The organism is Nocardioides sp. (assembly GCF_029937575.1).
GTDB lineage: Bacteria > Actinomycetota > Actinomycetes > Propionibacteriales > Nocardioidaceae > Nocardioides.
Genome location: NZ_JAPYPS010000003.1, coordinates 31,504 through 52,704 on the forward strand (window position 1 = coordinate 31,504; position 21,201 = coordinate 52,704).

The following is a 21,201-nucleotide window of genomic DNA, read 5'->3' on the forward strand; positions in this document are numbered from 1 at the left end:
CGCTGTGAAGCTGGCCCTGCGCCGACGCTCGGGCCGGTCGAGCGAGCCCCCTGCCGCCTCCTTCGCCGCGATCCTGGACGGCCACCTGCTGTGGGTGGCGGTCCCGGCACGGCCGGGCCGGCTCGCGCTGCGCCGTGCCGACACGGCGGAGGTGCTGGACGTCGCTGTCGAGGACGTCACCGACCAGTCTGCGTATCTCGCCGCCCGCATCCACCTGAGCGGGCTGGACGGCGCCGAGAACCGCTACGACGTGGTGCTGGTGTCGCCGGGCCAGGACCCCGTCGCGCTGCTGACGCCACCACTCCCCCGCGCCGCCGTGCGACCCAGCCGTGACGACCGCACCGAGCACACCCTGGTCCGCAGCCCCGACGGGACGCTGCGGGTCCGGACGACCCTGCTCCCCGCCGCCGCGAGCCTGCTCGCCGTACGGCGGCTGGACGACGCGCTCGAGGTCACCCTGACCGGCGCCGGTCGAGAGCTGGCGGTGCTCGACGACGACGACCGTCCGCTCGTCTCGTGGCCGGTCGCCGGCGAGGTCGTGACCATCACCCGCGAGAGCCTGGCCGGGCTCGCGCCGATCACCCGGCCGGCCGTGACGGGCTCCACGGGCCACTGGCGTCCGGTCCGGCGCCGCGACAACGACCTCGCCGACCCGCGCAGCGGTGCCCCGCTCCCCCAGATCGACCACCCCGAGGACGATCGCCCACTGTTGCGGCTCCCCTGGTCGCGCGCGGGTCTGCTGCAGGTCCGCGTCTTCGGCGAGGACGGTGACGACGCGTGAGGATCGGCTTCCTGGTCTTCAACCTCGACGGCATGGGCGGCACCAGTCGTTCGGCGATCACCCAGGCGAACGCCCTGGCGGCAGCCGACGACGGAGCGCACGACGTCCGCATCCTCAGCGTCACACGCAGCGCCGACGCGCCGCACTACGACCTCGACCCCCGCATCGCGGTCGAGTACCTGGTCGACGTCCGCGAGCCCCGGTCGGACGAGCGACAGGCCCAGGAGTCCTCCCTGGTGCCGGCGCGCTGGGACGCCCAGTTCACCGCGGCCACCGACCTCGCCCTCGAGCAGCGCCTGCCCCGGCTCGAGTCCGACGTCCTGGTCACCGTCACCCCGGGGCTGCTGGCCTGCGCGATCACGCTCACGCCCGACTCCGTCGTCGTGGTCCACCAGGAGCACCGCTCCTCCAACGACCGCACCTCCGGGCTCGAGCCGCTGCTCGCCTTCGCGCCCCGCGCGGACGTCGTGGCCCTGCTGACGCCCACGATCGAGGAGTGGCTGCACGATCGGCTCGGCGCTCTCACGCCTCCCACCGTGGTGATGCCCAACCCGCTCCCGCTCGGCTTCACCCCGCGCGCGGCGCTCGAGTCGCCGGTGATCATGACCGCGGGGCGCCTGGTGCCGGAGAAGCAGTTCGTCAAGCTGGTCGAGGCCTTCGCGCTCGTCGCCGACGACCTGCCCGACTGGCGGCTGCGGATCTGCGGCGACGGCCCGACCCGGGGCGAGCTGGTGCGCCAGATCCGCAAGCGGGACCTGTGGGACCGCGTCGAGCTGCCTGGCAGCCTCCCCGACCTGGCGGCGGAATGGCCGAAGGCCTCGATCGCCGCGCTCTCGTCACGGGCCGAGGGCTACCCGCTCGTCCTGCAGGAGGCGATGGCCGCCGGTGTGCCGGCCGTCAGCTTCGACTGCCCGTCCGGGCCGCGCGAGATCATCGACCACGAGGTCAACGGCCTGCTCGTCGGGCCGCAGTCGGTCCCGGGCCTCGCCGCAGCACTCCGCTGGGTGGCCACCGACCACGACCTGCGCCGACGCCTCGGCGCCGGAGCCCTGCAGACCGCGCGCGCCTGGGAGGCCGGAGCCCTGGCCGAGCGGTGGCTCGGCATCTTCGACGACGCCGTCGTACGGCGGGCCGGTCGCGGCCGACTCGCGGCTCGTGCCGCCGAGCCACCCACCCGCGCCGGCGACCAGCCCCCGACACCGGGCACCGCCGGGCTGACCGGCCTGGAGGGTGTCACCCCGGCCCAGGCTCGGCAGCACGCCCTGCAGACCTGTGCCGTCGCGGCATTGCGGGCCGCCCCCGGCTCGTGGCTGGTGATCCCGGCCCACGAGCACCCCGAGCCCGTCGTCGTCCTGCCGATCGGGCGACGCACCGCTTTCCTCGACGCCCTCGCCGCCGCACCCGGCGCGCCGTACCTCTCCTTGCGCGACCCCGCCCTGCACGGCTGGCACGAGCGACGTGGCCCGGTCGCGACCTTGGCCGCCGACCTGCGCCACGGCATGACCCAGACCCTGTACGTCGAGCCGTGGCCGGAGGTGGATGGTGCCGCCAGCCTCCTCGGCGCCGACTGCGGCGTGCGCGTGGAGCTCTGGGAGCCAGACGCCGCGGGAGGTCTCGTGGCCCCGGGACCGAATCCCTACGCCACGCGGATCGGTGCCGCGACGCTCAGGAGCCTGGTCCCCGCCGACGTGCACGGGGTGGAGGTGCCGACGGTGCCGCTGATGACCGCTCCGACGATCACCGAGTGTCGCTTCCCGATCGACGTGGTGCTCACCTGGGTCGACGGCGCCGACCCCGTCTGGGACGACGCCCGCGAGCGCCGACTCGCGAGCCTCGGCACCGCCGAGGACACCGCCCACCGTCGCGAGGCCAGCGGCCGCGCGCGCTTCCTCGACCACGGGGAGCTGCGCTACGCGATGCGCAGCCTCCACCTCTTCGCGCCATGGGTGCGTCGCGTCCACCTCGTCACCGCCGGGCAGCGCCCCGACTGGCTCGACGCGGACCACCCGCGGATCAACCTGGTCGACCACCGCGACCTCCTGCCGCCCGAGGCGCTGCCGACCTTCAACTCCCACGCCATCGAGACCGCCCTGCACCGCATCGACGGCCTCGCCGAGCACTTCGTCTACCTCAACGACGACACCATGCTCGCGCGTCCGACCCGCCCCGAGCGCTTCTTCAGCCCGTCCGGACTGACGGCCGTCGCCCTCTCGTCGGTGACGGCCGACCTGGGCGACGACGAGGCGGCGCCGCCGTTCCTGCAGGCGGCCTGGAACAACCGCGCCTTGCTCGCCGACGCCTTCGGCGCGAGCCTGACCCACACGCTGCCGCACGCGCCGTACCCCCACCGGGTCTCGGTCATCGAGGCGCTGCACGAGCGCTTCCCCGGAGCTCTCGACGCCACCGCCCACTCGCCGTTCCGCAGCGCCACGGACGTCTCCCCCCTCAGCTCGCTGGCCCAGCACTTCGGACTGCTCACCGGCACCGCCTTCGTCCAGCCGGTGGACCTCGCCTACGTCGACCTGAGCAACGCCGACCTCGAGCGGCGCCTGCACGCCCTGGCGTCGCGCGAGCAGGACGTCATCTGCCTGGCTGACCACCACGACCACGCCCTGCGACCCGAGCGGCTCGAGGTCGTGCTGCGCGACTTCCTCGAGGGCTACTACCCGGTCGCCGCCCCCTGGGAGCTGGACGCCTAGGAGCGACCGAGCAGGGCCTTGATCCGCGCCTTCGCGCCGCCGCCCACCCGCAGCGACTCGACCTCGGCCTCGAGCGCCTTGATCCGGCCGGCCTGCCGCTCGACCCGCTTGGTCTTCTCGCGCAGCCGGCCCTCGTGGTCGCGCTTGGTGCGGACGACGTGCATCGCGGTCTCGTCGTTGGCGATCGCCGCGGCGACCTCGAAGTACGCCGCGTAGTCGGCCGCGAGCCGGTCGAGCTCGGCCATCGCGGCCTCGTCGTGGGGGGTCTCGACGAGCGTCGTCGCCGCGGCCCAGGTCGCCTCGGCCTGCGCCCGTAGGTCGTCGGGCACCGCCAGGCCGTCCCACGAGTCCGAGGACCGGTTGAGCGAGGTGGTCAGGAAGTCGTCGACGTCGTGCGGCGCCGTCAGGTCACCGGGGTCGAGGCCGAGCTGCCCGCAGGCACGGGTCATCGCCGCGCGCCAGTCGCCGATCAGGTCGTAGTACGGCACGAAGGCACGCGGGTTGTCGCGAGTGGCGCGCTCGGTGACGAAGATCGAGTTCATCCACGCCGCGACGTTGGCGACCTCGCGCTTGCGGCGCAGCTCGTCGCTCTTGTCGGCCAGGTAGGCCGAGTCGCGCGAGCGCACCACCTGGGTGGGGTGGCGCAGCATCGTGAGGCTCGAGACCTCGGCCCCGGTCGCCTCGGCGACGCGCTGCCACAGCGGGTAGACCCAGTAGGCGCGGGTCTCCTTGACCACCACGACCGCCCCGTCGTCGTACGGCGCGAGCTCGGCGGCCAGCCAGACGCGCAGCTCCTCCTCGCGCTCCGGGGTCACCGAGTCCATCGCGAGGTCACCGGCGTTCGGGCGGGTGTCGATGGTGCGCACCGGCAGGTCGTTGAGCCAGTACTTGTGGAAGTCGGCCACCCACAGCGGCTCGTAGTAGCCGCGCGGGTTGTTGTCGTCGGTGGGCACCTCGGGCTGCGGAATGTGGAAGCCGAGGCGCTTCAGGGTCCCGGCGACCGAGCTGGTGCCGCTGCGTCCGGAGCCGGTGACGATGAGGAGCTTGACCACGACCGCGAGGCTACTCGAAGCGCTAGTCCACCCGGTTGCCCTCGTCGTCCCAGTGCTCGGCGACGCGTCTGCTCGGCTGCACCCGCGGCGGCTCGCCGGGCATCTTCGGGTGGTCGGGCGGGAAGTTCAGCTCGCCGTGCCCCTCGGCCACCTGCGCCTCCCACAGGTCGAGCAGTGGCTCGAGCGAGTGGTGGGTCTCGTCGATGCCGGCCCACGGGTCGCCGTCCGCGAGCCGGTCGGGGACCGAGAAGAGGTGGTACTCGCCGGGGTCGGTGACGCCGGCCAGCTCCGACCACGTCATCGGGGTCGACACGGGCGCGCCCGCGATCGGTCTCAGCGAGTACGCCGACGCGATCGTGCGGTCGCGACAGTTCTGGTTGTAGTCGACGAAGATCCGCTCACCGCGCTCCTCCTTCCACCACGCGGTCGTGACCTGCTCGTCGCGCTGCTCCAGCTCGCGACCGAAGCCGATCGCGGCGTGGCGCACCTCGGCGAACTCCCAGCGCGGTGCGATGCGCACATAGATGTGCACGCCCCGGTTGCCCGAGGTCTTCACGAAGCCCACCAGGCCCAGCTCGCGCAGCAGCTCGTCGGCGACCCCCGCCACGCGGACCGCGTCGGAGAACGACGTACCGGGCTGGGGGTCCAGGTCGATGCGCAGCTCGTCGGGGTGGTCGACGTCGTCGCGCCGCACCGGCCACGGGTGGAAGGTGAGCGTGCCCATGTGCGCGCACCAGACGGGTACAGCGATCTCGGTCGGACAGATCTCGTCGGCGGTGCGCCCGCTGGGGAAAGTGATCCCCACCGTCTCCAGGTAGTCGGGCGCCCCCTTGGGCACCCGCTTCTGGTAGAAGGCATCTGCGCCCTTGTCCTGCGGCCCGGTGGCCAGCTTCATGCCCGGTCGTACGCCGGAGGTCCACCGCTCCAGGGCGGTCGGCCGGTCGCGCAGGGCCCGCATCAGCCCGTCGTCGACCGAGACGACGTACTCGGCGACCATCAGCTTGGTCACCTCGGGCGTGCGCTCGGTGGCCTCGTAGATGACCCGGTCGGGGCTCGACACCCGCACCTCGCGGTCGCCGGCCTGCACGTGCGCCGCAGCGGTCTTCGCCATGCCCGCAAACCTACTCGTGCCGGGCGGCCGCTCCGCGTAGGTTGCGCCCGTGACCACCACCGAGCTCCCGGGACTCATCTTCCACACCCTGACCGCCGAGGACGGCGACGGCGACCGGGCCGCCCTGCTCCGCGGGTGGAACGAGGCGCTCCTGCGTGGTTTCCACGAGGGCCGGCTGTCGGAGGACCACGAGCGACACTGGCTGGAGGCCACCCGCGCCGACGGCATCCGGATGACGGGGGCCTGGCCCTCGTCGGTCGCCGTCGGGGACGCGGCGATGCCGGTGGCGACGTACGCCTCGTGGGGCGGTGAGCTCAACGTCGGAGCCGGGCACCGGGTGCCGCTGCACATGATCAGCGACGTGACGGTGAGCCCGACCCACCGGCGCCGCGGCCTGCTGCGTCGGCTGATGGTCGACGACCTCCGACGGGCCCAGCAGCAGGGCCTCGCTCTGGCTGCTCTGACCGCCAGCGAGGGCGCGATCTACGGACGCTTCGGCTTCGGGCCGGCCACCCGGCTGCGCGTGGTCGAGGTCGACGTGACCTCACGCTTCGCGCTGCGACAGCCCCCGGTCGGCGACGGCAGCCTGGAGCTCGTCGAGCCCGAGGCCGCCTGGGAGACGATGCGGGCGGTCATGGAGCGGCACTGCTCGGCGACCCGCGGCGCCGTCCCCTGGCCGGCCTTCTACGAGCCCATCATGAGTGGCCGCTACGACTTCGACGCGGGCGGTCCCAACAAGAAGTCGCGCGTCGTCGTGCACCTGGACGCCCATGGCACCGCCGACGGCTTCGCCGTCTACGAGCACGCCGGCCAGGTCGAAGGTCGCGGGACCGTCGACGCGAAGGCCCTCGTCGGCCTGACCGATGCCGCTCACCTCGCCCTGTGGCGCTTCCTCGCCGACGTCGACCTGACCGAGCGGGTGCGCTTCCGCCGCCACCGGGAGGTCGACCCGCTCGACTGGGCACTGGTCGACCACCGCGTCGTGCGCACGACCAGCGCCTACGACCTGCTGTGGCTGCGCGTCCTCGACGTCGTCGCGGCGCTCGAGGCCCGCCCCTGGTACGGCGACGGCACGGTCGTCCTCGGGGTCGAGGACTCGCTGGGCCTGACCGACGGGAGGTGGCGGGTGAGCGTCTCGGAAGGTCGCGCCGACGTGGCGCCGACCGACGAGCCCGCCGAGGTGCGCCTGTCTGCGGAGACGCTCGGTGCTCTGTACCTGGGCGGGATCGACGTAGCGACCCTGACCGCCGCCGGACGGGTCGCCGGTGAGGACGGCGCCCTCGAGCAATGGTCGGCGATGGCCGACGGCGGGCCCGCGCCCTACTGCGCGACGGGCTTCTGACCCCTCCCGGTGCGTGCGGCCCCACCGGTCGCGATGTGGTGGCGCTCGCACGCCAACCCGACGTGGCAGCCAGTGAGGATCGGGTCAGAGCAGCGAGTTGGGCTCGAACGTCGGTCGCTTGTCCTCGTCGTGCTTGGCGGGGCGGACGAACTCGAACCCCCCGGTCAGCACCGTCTCCCACGAGGGGTCGAGCAGCCGCCGTACGTCCGCTGCGCAGGCCTCGTGCAGGGGCGGGGCGTGGAAGGCGTTGCGGCCCACCTCCTCGGCCGTGCCGACGAAGGCGACGGGGCGCGCCAGGGACCCCCCACACGCCCCGCACACCCGCGACAGCGCGCACTGGGTGACCTTGGCCTTGACCAGGGCACCGTCGTCCCAGGCGAACAGGACGGTGCCGTCGACCCTGCTCACGAGGCCGAGCGCGACCAGCCGCCGAGCTCGAGGCGGCGCTGCTGACGCTCCTCGTCCTGACGGCGACCGTGCTCCACGGTGATGTCCTTGCCGGTCGGCGGCTTGTCGTCCTGCGTCAGCTTGTTGGGCAGCGACAGCTTGTGGATCACCCGCAGCACCTGGCCGTACTGCCGGTGCAGCGGCCCGGTCGTGTAGGGGATGTCGTACTTGTCGCAGAGAGCCCGCACCTTCACCGAGATCTCGGCGTAGCGGTTGCTGGGCAGGTCGGGGAAGAGGTGGTGCTCGATCTGGTAGCCGAGGTTGCCGCTCATCACGTGCAGCAGCTTGCCGCCCTCGAAGTTGGCCGTGCCGAGGACCTGTCGCAGGTACCACTCGGACCTGGTCTCGTCCTCCAGCTCGTCCTCGGTGAAGTGCAGAGCCCCGTCGGGGAAGTGACCGCAGAAGATGATCAGGTAGGACCAGACGTTGCGCATCACGTTGGCGGTCGCGTTGGCCTTGAGCGTCGACCTCCACTGCTTGCCCGACAGCGCCGGGTAGAGCACGTAGTCCTTGAGGATCTGGTTGCGGCCCTTCTTGGCGATCTGCTTGAGCTGCCGCTTCATCTCCTTCGGGTCCTTCTTGCCCTTGCGGATCGCCTCGAGGTCGAGGTCGTGCAGCGCGACTCCCCACTGGAAGAGGCTGGCCAGCAGCGCGTTGTAGACGGGCTGGCCGAGGTTGACCGGGTGCCACTTCTGCTCGCGTGCCATCCGCAGCACGCCGTACCCGATGTCGTTGTCGAAGCCGAGCACGTTGGTGAACTGGTGGTGGATGTAGTTGTGGCTGTGCTTCCACTGCTCGGCCGGCTGGCCGGTGTCCCACTCCCACGTGGAGGAGTGGATCTCGGGGTCGTTCATCCAGTCCCACTGGCCGTGCATGACGTTGTGGCCGATCTCCATGTTCTCGAGGATCTTGGCCAGCCCCAGGGAGACGGCACTCGCGGCCAGCACGGGGCCGCGCACCTTCTTGTCCATCGGCGAGCTGACGATCATCCCGATCCGGGCCGCGGCCGCCATCCAGCGCTGGACCGTGATGACCCGGTTGATGTACGCCGCGTCGGCGTCACCGCGCGACTCCTCGATCTCGGCGCGGATCGCGTCGAGCTCGGCTCCGATCTGCTCGACCTCCTCGGGCGTGAGGTGGCAGTACTCCTTGACGTCTGCGATGGCCATGGGTGTCTCCTCAGATGTTCAGGACGCAGGGCCCGACCGGGACGGTCACGCACGTCTGCACCTGCTCGTTGGGCTGGTCGAACTCCGCGCCGTTGCGGAGGTCGCGGACGGTGCCGCTGATCTTGGTGACGGTGCAGGTGTGGCAGATGCCCATCCGGCAGCCGTAGGGCATCCCGACGCCGGCCGACTCCCCGGCCTCCAGGACGGTCGTGGCGCCGTCGACGTCGATGTTCTTGCCGGAGTTCTGGAAGCTCAGGCTGCCGCCCTCGCCCCCGTCGCCGCCGAGGCTGAGCGAGAACCGCTCGAGGTGGAGCGAGTCGGCGATCCCGGCCTCCTCCCAGTGTGCCTCGGCCGCGTCCAGCATCGGCCCGGGCCCGCACGCCCAGGTCTCCCGCTCGCGCCAGTCGGGGCAGATCGCGTCCAGGCCGGCGTCGCTGGATGCGAGCTCGAAGATGCCGTCGGTGTCGGTGTGCCGAGCGTGGAAGCTCAGCCCGGGGTGACGCTCGTGCAGGGCGGCGATCTCGTCGCGGAAGATCATCCGCTCCGGCGTCGTGGACGAGTAGTGCAGGACGATGTCGCCCATCGTGCCGCGCCGGTCGAGGGTGCGCAGCATGGACATCACCGGGGTGATGCCCGAGCCGCCGACGAGGAAGAGCATCCGCGCAGGCGGCGGGTCGGGCAGCACGAAGTCGCCCTGGGGCGTGGCCAGGCGCACGATGGTGCCGGGAGAGAGCCCCTTGACCAGGTGCTCGGAGAGCTTGCCCTCCGGCATCGCCCGCACCGTGATCGCCAGCGTGCGGCCCGAGCGCTTCGGCGCCGAGCTCACCGAGTAGGAGCGCCACTGGAACTTGCCGCCGACCTGGACGCCGATGCCGACGTACTGACCGGGGCGGTGGTCGTAGTGCCAGCCCCAGCCGGGACGGATGACCAGGGTGGCGGCGTCCTCGGTCTCGGGGATCACCTTCTCCACGCGTCCGCGCAGCTCGCGTGAGCTCCACAGCGGGTTGAGCAGCGTGAGGTAGTCGTCGGGCAGCAACGGTGTCGTGAGAGTGTCGGCCGCCTTGCGGAAGCCCTCCCACGAGACGCGCGGACGCCGCTCCGGTGTGGTGCTCGTCATGGAACCAGTGAACAGTTGTCTACTGACCGCGTCAATGCCCCGACGGGGTGGCCCGGCTCGGGGCCCGGGCTAGTCTCGAGGCCGTGTCACTCTTCCGCAGGAGCCGCAAGCCGGCCCGCTGGGCCGAGACCCGTAGGCTCGAGGGCATGGCCTACGACGTGGAGAAGACCGACGACCAGTGGCGCTCGGAGCTGTCCGCCGAGGAGTACCAGGTGCTGCGCAAGGCCGGCACCGAGCGTGCCTTCGTCGGCAAGCTGACCGACACCGAGACCACGGGCGTCTACAAGTGCAAGGCGTGCAGTGCCACGCTCTTCGAGTCCGACACCAAGTTCCACTCCGGCTGTGGCTGGCCGTCGTTCTACCAGCCGGTGACCGACACGATCGAGTACCTCGACGACTCCACGATGGGGATGAAGCGCACCGAGGTGCGCTGCGCCGCCTGCGGCTCGCACCTCGGACACGTCTTCCCCGACGGCTACGGCACGCCGACCGGCGACCGCTACTGCATCAACTCGGTCAGCCTCACCCTCGAGCCCGCCGACGGCTCGGGGTCGGTGGCCGGCTGAGCCGAGCCGGAGCCCACCGGTCAGCCGACGTCCACGAGGGCGGCGCTCTGCACCACGACGGTGCCGGCGCCGTACTCGCGGTCGAGCCACGCCGCGATGGTGCCGTCGTCGTAGACCAGGTCGACCTCCACCACGCCTCTGCTGCTGCCGCTGCCGAGGAGCCCGGGGACGCGGTCCATCTCACGCTGGATCGCGCGCAGCGACCTCTGGGTGTGATCGGCGGTGCCGACGCAGAGCCCTCCTCCCCAGACCTCCCGGATCGCCGCCTCGGCCACGGCCGGGTCACCGGTGACGAAGACGTTGACGATGTCGCTCGACACGGCGCCCTCCTGCTGCTCGGCGAGGGCCTGCTGCTCGGCGTCCTCGTCGCTGAGCCCGTCGAGCGAGGGCTGGTCGACGAAGGAGTGGCCGAAGTCGTCGAGCCGCGAGGCGACCCGGAACGCGCGCGACTCGTCGGCCAGGCCGGCCCGCGACGCATCGACGACCCAGCCTCCGGCGGGCTCGGGGCAGGCGGTGACGAACGGGTCGTCGTCGGGGTGAGCAGGTGCGTCGTACTCCTCGCCCGCCAGCACGGAGGTCGGGGTCAGGTCGGTCCCGTCGAAGGTTCCGGACACCACGAAGTCACCGAACTTCGTGCCCGAGACGTCCTCGTAGGCGCCAGGGTGGTCGTCCCAGTCCCACCCGATCAGCCGCGGCCCGCCGCACTGGGGAGGAAGCGACTGCGGGACCCCGCCCAGGCACAGCTCGGGCCCGTCGCCGTCGTCGATCACCGTGACCGGCCCCAGCGTCGTCACCTCACCGCGCGTCGGCGGGATCGCGGTCGGGATGCTCGTCGGCGTCACCACGGCCGGTGACGGCGACGTCGCGGTCGAGGCGCCGGTCTCGCTCCCGCAACCGGCGGCGAGGACCGAGAGCGCCAGCGCTGCGGCCGCCGCTGCGACGGACCTCATGCCTCGAGCAGGGCACCGTTGACGACGACCACGCCGTCACCGTACGCCTCGTCGGCGTAGGCCTGCAGGCTCCCGTCGTCGTAGACGACGTCGACGAGCACGTGCCCGGCCTCGTCGGCGTAGGACCCCTGGTAGCCGGGGAGCTCCTCGGACAGCGCCCGGGAGATGTCGTCCAGCTCGGCGGCGCTGTAGTCGACCGTCGGCTCCGGCAGCTCGACCGGCGTCGGCATCATCGGGTCGTAGAGCGGTCCGGGGATCGAGCTCGTCACGGTGAAGGCGCTTCCGTCCCAGGTGCCGGTGACGGCGAAGGTGCCCCACCGCACCTGTCCCTGCTGGTCGAAGACGCCGTCCTGCGCCGCCCAGTCCCAGTTGGTGATGCGCGGACCACCGCACTGGGGCGGGTACGACTCGGCGATCGCGCCCAGGCACAGCTCGGCACCGTCACCGGTGTCCATCACGGTCGGCAGTCCGGCGGAGCGCACCTCCCCCGACGAGGCGGGGACCGCGGTGGGCGGTGTCGGCGGGTCGGCCGGGGCCCCGGGCGCGGCCGGGTCGGAGGCGGTCGCCGGGCCGTCGTCCCCGCTGCAGGCGGACACGCTGAGGCTGAGCGCAAGGACCAGGGCGGCGGCGACGAGGCAGGTCTTCATGGCTCTAGGACGCCTCCGGGAGGCACCCGGTTCCCGACGGGTCAGGGCAGCCGGTCGACCAGGTCGGCGACCGGCGCCAACGACCCCGTGTAGAACGGGATCTCCTCGCGCACGTGGCGCCGCGCCCGCGACGCCCGCAGGTCGCGCATGAGGTCGACGATCCGGTGGAGGTCGTCGGCCTCGAAAGCCAGCATCCACTCGTAGTCCCCCAGCCCGAAGGACGCCACCGTGTTGGCGCGCACGTCGGGGTAGGGCCGGGCCTGCATGCCGTGCTCCTTGAGCATGTCGCGCCGCTCCTCGTCCGGGAGCAGGTACCACTCGTAGGAGCGGACGAACGGATAGACGCACACGTGGCCCCGAGCGGGCTCGCCGTCGAGGAAGGCCGGCACGTGGGACTTGTTGAACTCCGCCGGGCGGTGCAGGGCCATCTGCGACCACACCGGGGCGAGGCGCGAGCCGAACGCCGTACGGCGGAACCGGTGGTAGGCCGCCTGCAGGTCCTCCGAGCGGGCGGAGTGCCACCAGATCATCACGTCGGCATCGGCGCGCAGACCGCTGACGTCGTAGACACCGCGGACCACGACGTCGTCGGCTGCGAGCGAGGCGAAGAGCTTCTCGACCTCGGCGCCCTCGGCCGTCCGGTCGGCGTCGGCGCCGAGCACGTCGTCGAGCCGGAAGACCGACCACATCGTGTAGCGGATCGAGTCGTTGATCTCTCGCAGCCGGGCGGCGTTGGTCTGGGAGTCACTCATGTGCATCATTGTGCCGTGATGACCCAGATCACCCGTGCCCTGTCCGTGCTCCGCGTAACTCCCGCCGCGTCCCGGCGTTGACCCGACGTGGGTAGGGGGAGATTCTCGCGCGGCGGAGCCGTGCTCTCGCTGGTGTTCGCCGTGCTGGTCGGACTGCTGGCCACCGTGACGACCGTGATCGTCACGTCGTCGGCGTCGACGTCTGCTCGCCCGGAGCCGACGACTCCCCCCTCGAGCGGCGCCGGTGAGGCTGCGGCTGAGCTCCGCCTCACCTCGGGCGAGCCGGTCAGCCCGCGCTCCCAGGACGACGCCCCGCAGCCGACGACCACCACGGCGGTTCTGCCCGCCCGCTGCCTCGACACCGGGGACACGCTGCCCAGCCGTCCGGGTGCGTGCGCCCTGACGTCGTACGGCACGAAGCGACCGACGGTCGTGGTGTGGGGCGACTCCCACGCGTGGCAGCAGCTGCCCGCACTGCGCGCCCAGGCCGAGCGCACCCGCACCAACCTCGTGGCGTTCGTGATGGGGGCCTGCCCTCCCATGGACCTGAGGGGCCTCGGCTACCGCGGGCTGTGCGTCCAGCAGACCGAGAGGGCGTTGGCCTACATCGGCAAGCGGGTCAAGCGCCAGCAGCCGATCAAGGTGGTCCTCGGCGGGTTCTGGGAGCTCTACCGCGACTACGACGTCCGCGCTGCCGCAGGGTGGGAGCCCACCGACGTCCACGAGCGCTTCCTCGTCACCCGCGCCGAGATGTTCTCCGCCGGCGGCGGGCGCCTGTTCCGGGTGCTGGGCCGCCGCAACGTCGCCACGGCGGCGATCGCGCAGACCCCCTGGGTCAGCGAGGGCGCTCCGGCGTGCGCTGCCGGCGAGCAGCCCTACGCGTGCGACCTCCCGCGCGCGACCGCCATCCCCGACGAGGCCGAGACCGCCGAGTGGGTGCGGGCCCAGCTGGGGCGGATCCGGCTGTCGGGCTACATCGACACCTCGCGCTTCGTCTGCGACACCTTCGTGTGCCACCCGTCGATCGAGGGCCAGCCGGTCTACCTCGACGAGCTGCACCTCGACCCGGCGATCACCGGCTCGTTCGCTCCGGAGTACCGCGACCTGTTCCGCTAGGAGTCGGTGAGGGCGGCGGCAGCCGCGTGGCCCGACGCGATGCAGGCTGCGATCCCCACGCCGTCGTACGCCGCCCCGCACACCGCCAGGCCGGGCACCTTCTCGACCGAGGCCCGGATCCGGGCCACCCGGTCGAGGTGACCCACGGCGTACTGCGGGAGACCCCCGCCCCAGCGCTGCACGTGCGTGTCGACCGGGACCGCCTCCAGAGCCACGGCGTCGCGCAGGTCGCCGAGCGAGGCAGCGACCAGCTCGTCGTCGGTGCGCTGCAGGGCGACCTCGTCGCCGAGACGGCCCAGGGAGGTGCGCAGCAGGGCGAGGTCGCCTCCGGCCTCACGCACCCAGTCCCACTTGGCGAAGGAGAAGGTCGAGGCCTTGATCCGGCGCCCGTCGACCGGGGGCACCAGGAAGCCGGAGGACTGCTCCATGCCCGCCGGCAGCTCGGCCATCGGCAGCGCGAGGGTCACCACCGCCATCGAGGCGTAGTCGATCGCCGCGAGCTCGGCGGCTGCTGCGGGTGCCAGGTCGGCGAGCAACCGGGACGACGGGGTCGCGGGCACACCCAGGACCACCACGTCGGCCTCGAGGCGCCCCGGCGCCGGAACCGGTCCGGTGACGAGCCGGAACCCGCCGGCCGTGCGCTCCACGGAGCGCACCGTCGTCGAGGTCCGCACGTCGAGACCGGCGGCGAGGGCGTCGACGAGGCCCCCCATCCCCCCGGCGAGGCCGGCGAACACCGGGACGTCGGACGTCGGCACGGCCGAGGCGTGCTCGACGATGCCGCCGCGTCGGGCCAGGTCGAGCAGCTGTGGGATCGCCGCCTGAGCTGAGATGCCGCGTGCGTAGCCGGCGTACACCCCGCCGAGCAGCGGCTCGACGAGTCGGTCGACGACCTCGTCGCCGTACTCCTCGGCGACGACCTCACCGACGGACACGTCTCCCTCGGGCAACCCACCGGAGTACCGGTGCCGGGCCCGGAGCATGCCCTCCGGCGAGAGGATCCCGGAGGCCTCCAGCTGGTCGAGGTCGAGCGGTGCCCCCATCAGGGTGCGCGGCAGCGGCCGCAGGGCGCCCCGGGTCCAGATCCGCGACGTGGCACCCGTGGGATGCACCACCGCCAGACCGAGCGCACGCGCCAGGCCGATGCCCTCGGGACGGCGATTGACCATCGCCTCGGCGCCGACGTCGACGGTGACTCCCCCGACGGACTCGCGCCGGACCTTGCCGCCGGGTCGGTCCGCCGCCTCCAGGACGACCACCTCGTAGCCGGCAGCGACGAGGTCGCGGGCCGCGGTCAGGCCGGAGACACCGGCTCCGACGACGACCGCCCGCAGGGTCTCCCGCTCACTCACGGGTTCACCCTACGGGCGGTCATCTGCTCGTCGACGCGAGCCTCACGCGGCTGCGATCAGTCGCGGTCCACGTCGCAGATCGCGTCCTTGACCGACAACGTGATGTCGCCGAGCACGGGTACGTCGTAGACGGTGACGTCCAGCTTGGTCGCCGAGACGCAGTTGACCTCGCCCGTGCCGCCGGTGCCGGAGAGCCCGATCGGCTGACCGAACAGCTTGTCGACCTTCAGGTTGGTGACCGCGTCCTTGGCGAAGAAGCCGTTGCCCGGGTCGAAGCGCAGCCCGGCCGAGCCCAGGTTGACGTCCACGCGCCCGCCCTCGATCGGTCGGACGCAGCCCTGGGCGCCACACTCCCCACCGAACTCCGTGGTGTTGAGGTAGACGTCACCCCCGTTGTCCACGTCGAGGCTGCCCGTGATGTCGAGGACACGCAGGCGCAGGTTCTGTGCCTGCAGGCCGCCCTCGGCGTCCGTCAGGTTGAGCGTGGTGGTCTCGCTGGCCGCGAACCGGATCGATCCGAGGTCGGGATCGGCGATCCCCACCTCGGGCAGGCACGCCTCGTCGCCGGCGATACAGATCTGCAGGTCGGCGGGCAGCGGGTCGCTGATCGAGCCCGACAGACCGCCGAAGTCGAACGACAGGCTGTCCGTGGCCTCCGAGGCCGAGTAGCTCAACCGGGTGGCGCCGGAGCCGTCGTCCACCAGCGCCAGGCGCATGTCGGGCACCAGGCGGTCGAGGGTGGCGGTGACGTCCTCGCTCGCGCCGTTCTCGTCGACCTCACGCAGGGTGATCGAGAAGACCTGGCCGGCGACGGTGTCGAGCAGCACCTCGGGGGCGCTGCCCAGGGACGCCTCGACCCGGCGCAGTCCGGAGATCCGGCCCGCGAGCGCCGTACCGTCGGGTGCGTTGCGCACGAGCAGCCCGTCGCCGCCACCGGGTACGGCGAGCCGGGTGCCGTTGTCGGCGAAGACCTCGAGGAGGCCGACCGCCTCGCCGCCGGTGTCGAAGACCACGCCGTCGTCGGTGATCCCGACCGACAGCAGCGCGGGCACGTCGACCAGGCGCAGCGACAGGTTGCTGGCTCCGTCGAGGATTCCGCTCTCGTCGGTGGCCTCGACCGTGACCTCGCTGATCGGGGCCGAGCCCTCGACGCGGACCGCACCATCGGGCGACAGCGCCAGCGACAGCTCGTGCGGGGCGTCGCTGATGCGGGCGTCGAGCACGCGTCCGTCCTGATCGATCAAGGCTCGCAACGGCGTGGGTGCCAGGGTGAGCCCCAGGGAGACCTCGTCGCCCAGGTCGAGGTCCAGCCCCTCGAAGCCGGGCAGGCGTACGGCGATCGACTGCGTCTCCGCGCGCTGCAGCAGACGCAGGTAGGCCGGGTCGTCGAGACCGAGGACGTTGCGCCCGGAGGCGTAGCCGGCCTCGAAGACGCCGATCGGTCCGCTCGCCGTCAGCTCGCCGGCACCGTCGGCGGTGAGGCCGAAGGAGACGACGTCGGGGACGTCGCTCAGGGCCAGGCGTACGTCGCTCACCGTGCGGCCGGTGTCCAGAGCCGTCGCCGTCAGGTCGAGCGAGTCGAGCCCCGCGTCGCTGGTGATCTCGGCGACGAGGCCGGAGTCCTCGGTGCCGGAGAGCACGACTGCCAGGTCACCGTCGACGCTGTCGAGCGTGCCGTCGGCGGAGAAGACCTCCTCGGCGCCGCTGTCGTCGATCAGGGAGAGGCCGATCTCGGTGGGCTCGTCGGTGCGCAGCGACGCAGCGATGTTCTGCGCTCCGCCGGCGCCTCCCAGGTCGAGCCCGAGGCTGGCGCTGGTGGGCACCTGGCTGAAGGAGACCCCGAAGCGCTGCTCACCCGGACCCGTGGCCGGCACGATCGCTCCGGTCACCTGCACGGGCGAGTCGCCCTCGCCGGCCACCTCGAGTGCTGCGCCCCCGTCGGCGACGACCACGTCGGCGGTGAAGGAGCGGGGCGCGTCGCCCTCACGGGTGTCGTAGCCGAAGCGGTAGGTGTCGTCGCCACCCGGCAGGTCGACGAGCGCCTGCAGGCTCAGTGGCAGGGTGGCGCTCACGTCGCCGACCCGGGCCACCTCGATCCGCGGCACGACCGAGGTGGGGCTGAGCTCGGCGAGCGTCACGTTGGCCAGGACGTCGGCGCCTCCGTCACCGTCCACGTCCAGCGGCTGCGGGATCCCGATGACGGCGTCGAACTCGGCGCGGCGGGTCGAGCCGTCGGGCTGCGCCAGCACGGCACGCCACTCGAAGCGGGCGGTCTCGGTGAGGTCGCCGAGCGGCGTGTCGGCCAGCCCGTCCAAGATCGCCTGGAGGGCGTCGTCGACCGGGTCACCGACCTGCGCGAGCACCGGCTGCACCGGGCCCAGCAGGGTGTCGAGCAGGTTGACCAGGCCCTCGTTGCCGACGGCTTCGCCGAGGATCGGCAGCTGGGTGTCGAGGACCAGCGGCCCGTCGTCGCCCAGCAGCGAGCCCAGCAGCGAGCCGAGCAGCCCGCCCACGGCGGTGGTGGTGCTGCCGGCCGGTCCCGACTGGACCGGGGCAGGTGCCGCCGCGGCGTCGCCGACGTAGAAGGTGACCGCGTCGTCGCTGCCCGCGTACACGGAGCTGCCGGCGTACGTCGCGGTGACGGGGACCAGCCGAGACTGCCCTCGCACCGGGACCGTGCGCAGCGCGCGGCCCGAGGCGACGGTCTCGATCTCGGCGACGTCGTCGCCGAAGGCCAGGGCGAGGGGTGCTCCGACGACGGGGTCGCCGAAGCGGTCGCTCTCGGGCGTCGCGTCCACCACCAGTCCCTCGAGGGTGGCCTCGGTGCCTGGCTCGGCGCGCGTGTCACCTCGGTAGTAGGTCGCGGTGGAGCGGGCGGTGAGCGTGGTGGAGGCCGTGGCGTCGCGCCCGGAGTACGCCGTGTCGTCGGCCACCGCGGCGCTGACCTCGAGGACACCGACCGAGAGGTCGGGGAGGTCGAAGCTGGTGCTGGCGAGGCCGTCGGCGTCGGTGACGACCTCGTCGCTGCCCACGCCGGGCACCGAGATCGTGACGGTGCGACCGCCGAGCGGCTGGCCGGTGACGCCGGTGGCGACCACCGAGGTCGCGACCTCGACGTCGAGGTCCTCGCCCGTGACCACGCTCGCGGGGAGGGTGACGTCGACCCCCGCGCCGTTGTCCAGGGTGATCGTCACCGTGGACAGCAGCGACTCGCCCTGGTTGGAGCAGCCGAGGTTGAGGAAGCCCGACTTCTTGCCGTCGCGGGCGTAGGAGCGCACGACGTACTCGCCGCGCGGCTGGCCGATCGAGCTCCACGTCGTGGAGTAGCTGCCGGTGCCCGACTTCGAGGCGGTGTGGACGACGGCGTTGTCGGCCGAGCGGGTCACCGTCAGCCGCGAGCCGCCGCTTCCTCCGCTCACGCAGTTGGAGGTGGCACCGCGGCCCTCGGAGATGGGGACGTTGCCACTCACGGTGCTGTTGTCGGCGGGCCCGGTGAGCGCGGCCTGGGCACCGGGCGCCAGGGCGATGGCGCTGAGCGGGACAGCGAGAGCGAGCGATGTCGCCATCGCCAGAAGGGGTCGGCGAAGTAGCCGGGGGCGCATCATGCAGGGGACTCCTGGGGTCGTCACTGGGGCGTGAGGGAGGGAGCGGATGGGGGAGGGAGCGCGGGTCACCCGGAGACCCAGAAGACGTGCTTGTGACGGACGTCACGAGCACGATGACACCCTAGTCGTCACGCCCCCCGGAGTGTCCAGGGACGCCGCACGCATGCCGTACGGCGAGTCCGTGAACGACACGGGAACCGGGGCGAGGGAACCGGTTCGACCGTTCCTGCGTCGCATGAGCATGACCACACCCGCTCGGGGCCTCTCCCGCCCCGCCCCCAACCGCACGCAGCGCCCGGCCCGTCGCCATCGCGTCCTGGCCGTCACCGCCGCCATCGCCCTGCTCGCCCTGACCGGTGCGTGCGCCGCCGGCTCGGACGGCGAGACCGCCTCGTCGAGCGGGTCCGCTGCCGACGTCGCCGTCGCACCTGACGCCCCGGACGCGGCGTACTCCGACTCCGACGGCGCCCAGGATGGCGGCGGCGACCTCTCGGTGCTGGCCGACTCCGCGGTGGCGGAGTCGTCGGCCCGCGGCGACACCGGGGGCAGCACTCGACGCAACGTCGCACCCGCAGCCGACGTGGCGGCGCCGGGCGACCAACGTTCGCTCATCAAGACCGGCAACGTCGCGCTCCGCTCCGACGACGTCCCGACGGCTCGCTTCGACGTCGGCAAGGTCCTCGACTCCCACGGAGGCGAGGTCGCCGAGGAGAACACCCAGGCCGACGAGGACGGCAACGCCGAGCGGGTCCGTCTGGTGCTGCGGGTGCCCGTCGCCGAGTTCGACGCGGCGATGACCGGTCTCCAGGGGGTCGCCGACCTGATCGACGTCTCGACCAACACCGAGGACGTCAGCACCGAGGTCATCGACAACAGCGTCCGCGTCGAGCTGCAGAAGCGCAGCATCGACCGGATCAGCATCCTGCTCGACAACGCCGCGGACCTGCGCGACATCGTCAGCATCGAGCGCGAGCTGTCGCGCCGGGAGGCCGACCTGGGCTCGCTGGAGAAGCGGCAGACCTTCCTCGCCGACCAGACCGCGATGGCGACCATCACCCTGTCCATCGAGCCGCCCCGAGAGGAGAAGAAGGAGAAGGAGCCCGTCGAGGAGGAGAAGGACGGCTTCCTCGCCGGCCTCGACGGTGGGTGGACCGCCCTGAAGGACGTCACCACCGGGCTGCTCACCGTCGGGGGCGCCGTGCTGCCCTTCGCCCTGGTGCTGCTGCTGATCGGCATCCCCGGTCGACTGCTCGTGCGCCGCTACCTGCCGCGCACGCCGGCGACCGCCGGCGCGACTCCCGCCGGCCCGCCTCCTCCGGCGACCGCCTGACGCGGCGGGGCATCTGGTCGAGGATCGGTGCCATCCCGTGGCACCGATCCTCGAGCAGTCGGCTCGCTCAGTCGCGCTCGAGCGGGTAGGACTGCACGAACTCGGTGAGCCGGGCCAGCTGGCCGGGGTCGGTGGAGGGGATGACGCCGTGGCCGAGGTTGAAGATGTGGCCGCGGGCGGCGCGGCCGGCCTCGATCACCTCGGCTGCCCGGGCGGTCATCACGTCGGTCGGGGCGAAGACGAGCGTGGGGTCGAGGTTGCCCTGCACGACGCGGTCGCCGACCAGCGGGATGGCCGAGGCCAGCGGGGTGCGCCAGTCGACGCCCACGACGTCGGCCCCGGCGTCGCCCATCAGCCCCAGCAGGTTGCTGGTCCCGACGCCGAAGTGGATGCGCGGGACGCCGAGGGAGCCGACCTGCTCCAGCACCCGGGCAGAGTGCGGCATCACGTGCTCCTGGTAGTCGGCGGGAGTCAGGGCTCCGGCCCAGGAGTCGAAGAGCTGGACGGCGGCGGCACCCGCCGCTACCTGGACCTCGAGGTAGCCGGCCGCGATCCCGGCGATCTTGCGCATCAGCGCGTCCCAGACCTCGGGGGCGCCGAACATCATCGCCTTGGTCTTCGCGTGCTCCTTCGAGGGCCCCCCCTCGACGAGGTAGGACGCGACGGTGAACGGGGCTCCGGCGAAGCCGATCAGGGGCGTCGGCCCGAGCCCGGCGACCAGTCGCCGTACGGACTCGGAGATGAAGGGGACGTGCTCGGCGGTGAGGTCCGGGATCGCCTCGACGTCGGCGAGGGTCTCCACCGGCGAGGCCACGACCGGTCCGATACCGGGCTTGATGTCCAGGTCGACGCCGACCGCCTTGAGGGGCAGCACGATGTCGGAGAAGAAGATCGCGGCGTCGACGCCGTAGCGGCGCACGGGCTGCATCGTGATCTCGACGACGAGGTCGGGCTCCATGCACGACTCGAGCATGCCGACGCCTTCGCGGAGCTTGAGGTACTCGGGCAGCGAGCGACCTGCCTGCCGCATGAACCACACCGGGGTGTGCGGCACCGGCTCACCGCGTGCGGCCTTCAGGAAGGCGCTCTCGCGGGTGGTGGGTGCAGGGGTCGAAGTCTCGGACACGGGGCCAAGCCTCGCAGGTCCACCGGCGTGTTCGCATGT

Annotated in this window: 17 protein-coding genes; 6 read left to right on the forward strand and 11 right to left on the reverse strand. The window is 72.4% G+C overall.

Annotated features, from left to right (window positions below; all coding sequences use genetic code 11):
• Nucleotides 1-4 precede the first annotated feature (4 nt).
• Together Q1K33_RS01850 and Q1K33_RS01855 are read left to right on the forward strand one after the other, a co-directional pair.
• Nucleotides 5-781 (forward strand): hypothetical protein, encoded by a 777-nt coding sequence (locus Q1K33_RS01850; protein ID WP_300399984.1) that lies wholly within the window; start codon nucleotides 5-7, stop codon nucleotides 779-781.
• A complete protein-coding gene (locus Q1K33_RS01855) occupies nucleotides 778-3,480 on the forward strand; it encodes a stealth conserved region 3 domain-containing protein (protein WP_300399985.1) in 2,703 nt (900 codons plus the stop codon). Before Q1K33_RS01850 ends, Q1K33_RS01855 begins: the two co-directional genes overlap by 4 nt.
• Here Q1K33_RS01855 and Q1K33_RS01860 read toward each other — a convergent pair.
• Nucleotides 3,477-4,532 carry a hypothetical protein gene (locus Q1K33_RS01860; RefSeq protein WP_300399986.1) on the reverse strand — a complete coding sequence of 352 codons (1,056 nt, stop codon included), beginning with the start codon at nucleotides 4,530-4,532 and terminating at the stop codon, nucleotides 3,477-3,479. The genes Q1K33_RS01855 and Q1K33_RS01860 overlap by 4 nt on opposite strands.
• 22 nt (nucleotides 4,533-4,554) lie before the next feature.
• Complete coding sequence (locus Q1K33_RS01865; RefSeq protein WP_300399987.1) at nucleotides 4,555-5,643, reverse strand: DNA polymerase domain-containing protein; 1,089 nt, start codon at nucleotides 5,641-5,643, stop codon at nucleotides 4,555-4,557.
• 49 nt (nucleotides 5,644-5,692) lie between these two features.
• Here Q1K33_RS01865 and Q1K33_RS01870 point away from each other — a divergent pair, with 49 nt between their 5' ends.
• Nucleotides 5,693-6,985 carry a GNAT family N-acetyltransferase gene (locus Q1K33_RS01870; RefSeq protein WP_300399989.1) on the forward strand — a complete coding sequence of 431 codons (1,293 nt, stop codon included), beginning with the start codon at nucleotides 5,693-5,695 and terminating at the stop codon, nucleotides 6,983-6,985.
• Between the two features lie 84 nt (nucleotides 6,986-7,069).
• On the opposite strand, the gene Q1K33_RS01875 is transcribed toward Q1K33_RS01870, so the two are convergent.
• Genes Q1K33_RS01875 through Q1K33_RS01885 form a run of 3 tightly spaced genes read right to left on the reverse strand, consistent with a single transcriptional unit; the run spans nucleotide 7,070 to nucleotide 9,718 of the window.
• Nucleotides 7,070-7,393: a hypothetical protein gene (locus Q1K33_RS01875; protein WP_300399990.1), complete on the reverse strand. Its 324-nt coding sequence runs from the start codon at nucleotides 7,391-7,393 to the stop codon at nucleotides 7,070-7,072.
• A complete protein-coding gene (locus Q1K33_RS01880) occupies nucleotides 7,390-8,601 on the reverse strand; it encodes an acyl-CoA desaturase (protein WP_300399991.1) in 1,212 nt (403 codons plus the stop codon). The genes Q1K33_RS01875 and Q1K33_RS01880 overlap by 4 nt, the downstream gene beginning before the upstream one ends.
• A 10-nt stretch (nucleotides 8,602-8,611) precedes the next feature.
• Complete coding sequence (locus Q1K33_RS01885) at nucleotides 8,612-9,718, reverse strand: ferredoxin reductase (protein WP_300399992.1); 1,107 nt, start codon at nucleotides 9,716-9,718, stop codon at nucleotides 8,612-8,614.
• Nucleotides 9,719-9,864: 146 nt separating this feature from the next.
• Here Q1K33_RS01885 and msrB point away from each other — a divergent pair, with 146 nt between their 5' ends.
• Nucleotides 9,865-10,284, forward strand: coding sequence for a peptide-methionine (R)-S-oxide reductase MsrB (gene msrB / locus Q1K33_RS01890; RefSeq protein WP_300400112.1), 420 nt, complete (start codon nucleotides 9,865-9,867; stop codon nucleotides 10,282-10,284).
• Between the two features lie 20 nt (nucleotides 10,285-10,304).
• Here the strand turns inward: msrB and Q1K33_RS01895 are convergent, their stop codons facing one another.
• The 3 genes from Q1K33_RS01895 to hemQ are packed head-to-tail and all read right to left on the reverse strand — an operon-like array spanning nucleotide 10,305 to nucleotide 12,633.
• Complete coding sequence (locus Q1K33_RS01895) at nucleotides 10,305-11,234, reverse strand: hypothetical protein (RefSeq protein WP_300399993.1); 930 nt, start codon at nucleotides 11,232-11,234, stop codon at nucleotides 10,305-10,307.
• Nucleotides 11,231-11,881 (reverse strand): hypothetical protein, encoded by a 651-nt coding sequence (locus tag Q1K33_RS01900; RefSeq protein WP_300399994.1) that lies wholly within the window; start codon nucleotides 11,879-11,881, stop codon nucleotides 11,231-11,233. Before Q1K33_RS01900 ends, Q1K33_RS01895 begins: the two co-directional genes overlap by 4 nt.
• A gap of 41 nt (nucleotides 11,882-11,922) precedes the next feature.
• Nucleotides 11,923-12,633 (reverse strand): hydrogen peroxide-dependent heme synthase, encoded by a 711-nt coding sequence (gene hemQ / locus Q1K33_RS01905; protein WP_300399995.1) that lies wholly within the window; start codon nucleotides 12,631-12,633, stop codon nucleotides 11,923-11,925.
• Between the two features lie 120 nt (nucleotides 12,634-12,753).
• On the opposite strand from hemQ, the gene Q1K33_RS01910 reads away from it, so the two are divergent.
• Nucleotides 12,754-13,749 (forward strand): SGNH hydrolase domain-containing protein, encoded by a 996-nt coding sequence (locus tag Q1K33_RS01910; protein ID WP_300399996.1) that lies wholly within the window; start codon nucleotides 12,754-12,756, stop codon nucleotides 13,747-13,749.
• Here Q1K33_RS01910 and hemG read toward each other — a convergent pair.
• Both hemG and Q1K33_RS01920 read right to left on the reverse strand, forming a co-directional pair.
• Nucleotides 13,746-15,101 carry a protoporphyrinogen oxidase gene (hemG, locus tag Q1K33_RS01915; protein WP_300399997.1) on the reverse strand — a complete coding sequence of 452 codons (1,356 nt, stop codon included), beginning with the start codon at nucleotides 15,099-15,101 and terminating at the stop codon, nucleotides 13,746-13,748. The genes Q1K33_RS01910 and hemG overlap by 4 nt on opposite strands.
• A 56-nt stretch (nucleotides 15,102-15,157) precedes the next feature.
• Nucleotides 15,158-18,667, reverse strand: a complete 3,510-nt coding sequence (locus tag Q1K33_RS01920) for a hypothetical protein (protein ID WP_300399998.1) — start codon at nucleotides 18,665-18,667, stop codon at nucleotides 15,158-15,160.
• A gap of 274 nt (nucleotides 18,668-18,941) precedes the next feature.
• Between Q1K33_RS01920 and Q1K33_RS01925 the strand changes: the two genes are divergently transcribed.
• A complete protein-coding gene (locus Q1K33_RS01925; protein ID WP_300399999.1) occupies nucleotides 18,942-20,036 on the forward strand; it encodes a DUF4349 domain-containing protein in 1,095 nt (364 codons plus the stop codon).
• Between the two features lie 67 nt (nucleotides 20,037-20,103).
• Here Q1K33_RS01925 and hemE read toward each other — a convergent pair whose 3' ends face one another.
• Entirely contained in the window at nucleotides 20,104-21,162 is a 1,059-nt protein-coding gene (gene hemE, locus Q1K33_RS01930) for a uroporphyrinogen decarboxylase (RefSeq protein WP_300400000.1), read from the reverse strand.
• Between the last annotated feature and the right edge of the window lie 39 nt (nucleotides 21,163-21,201).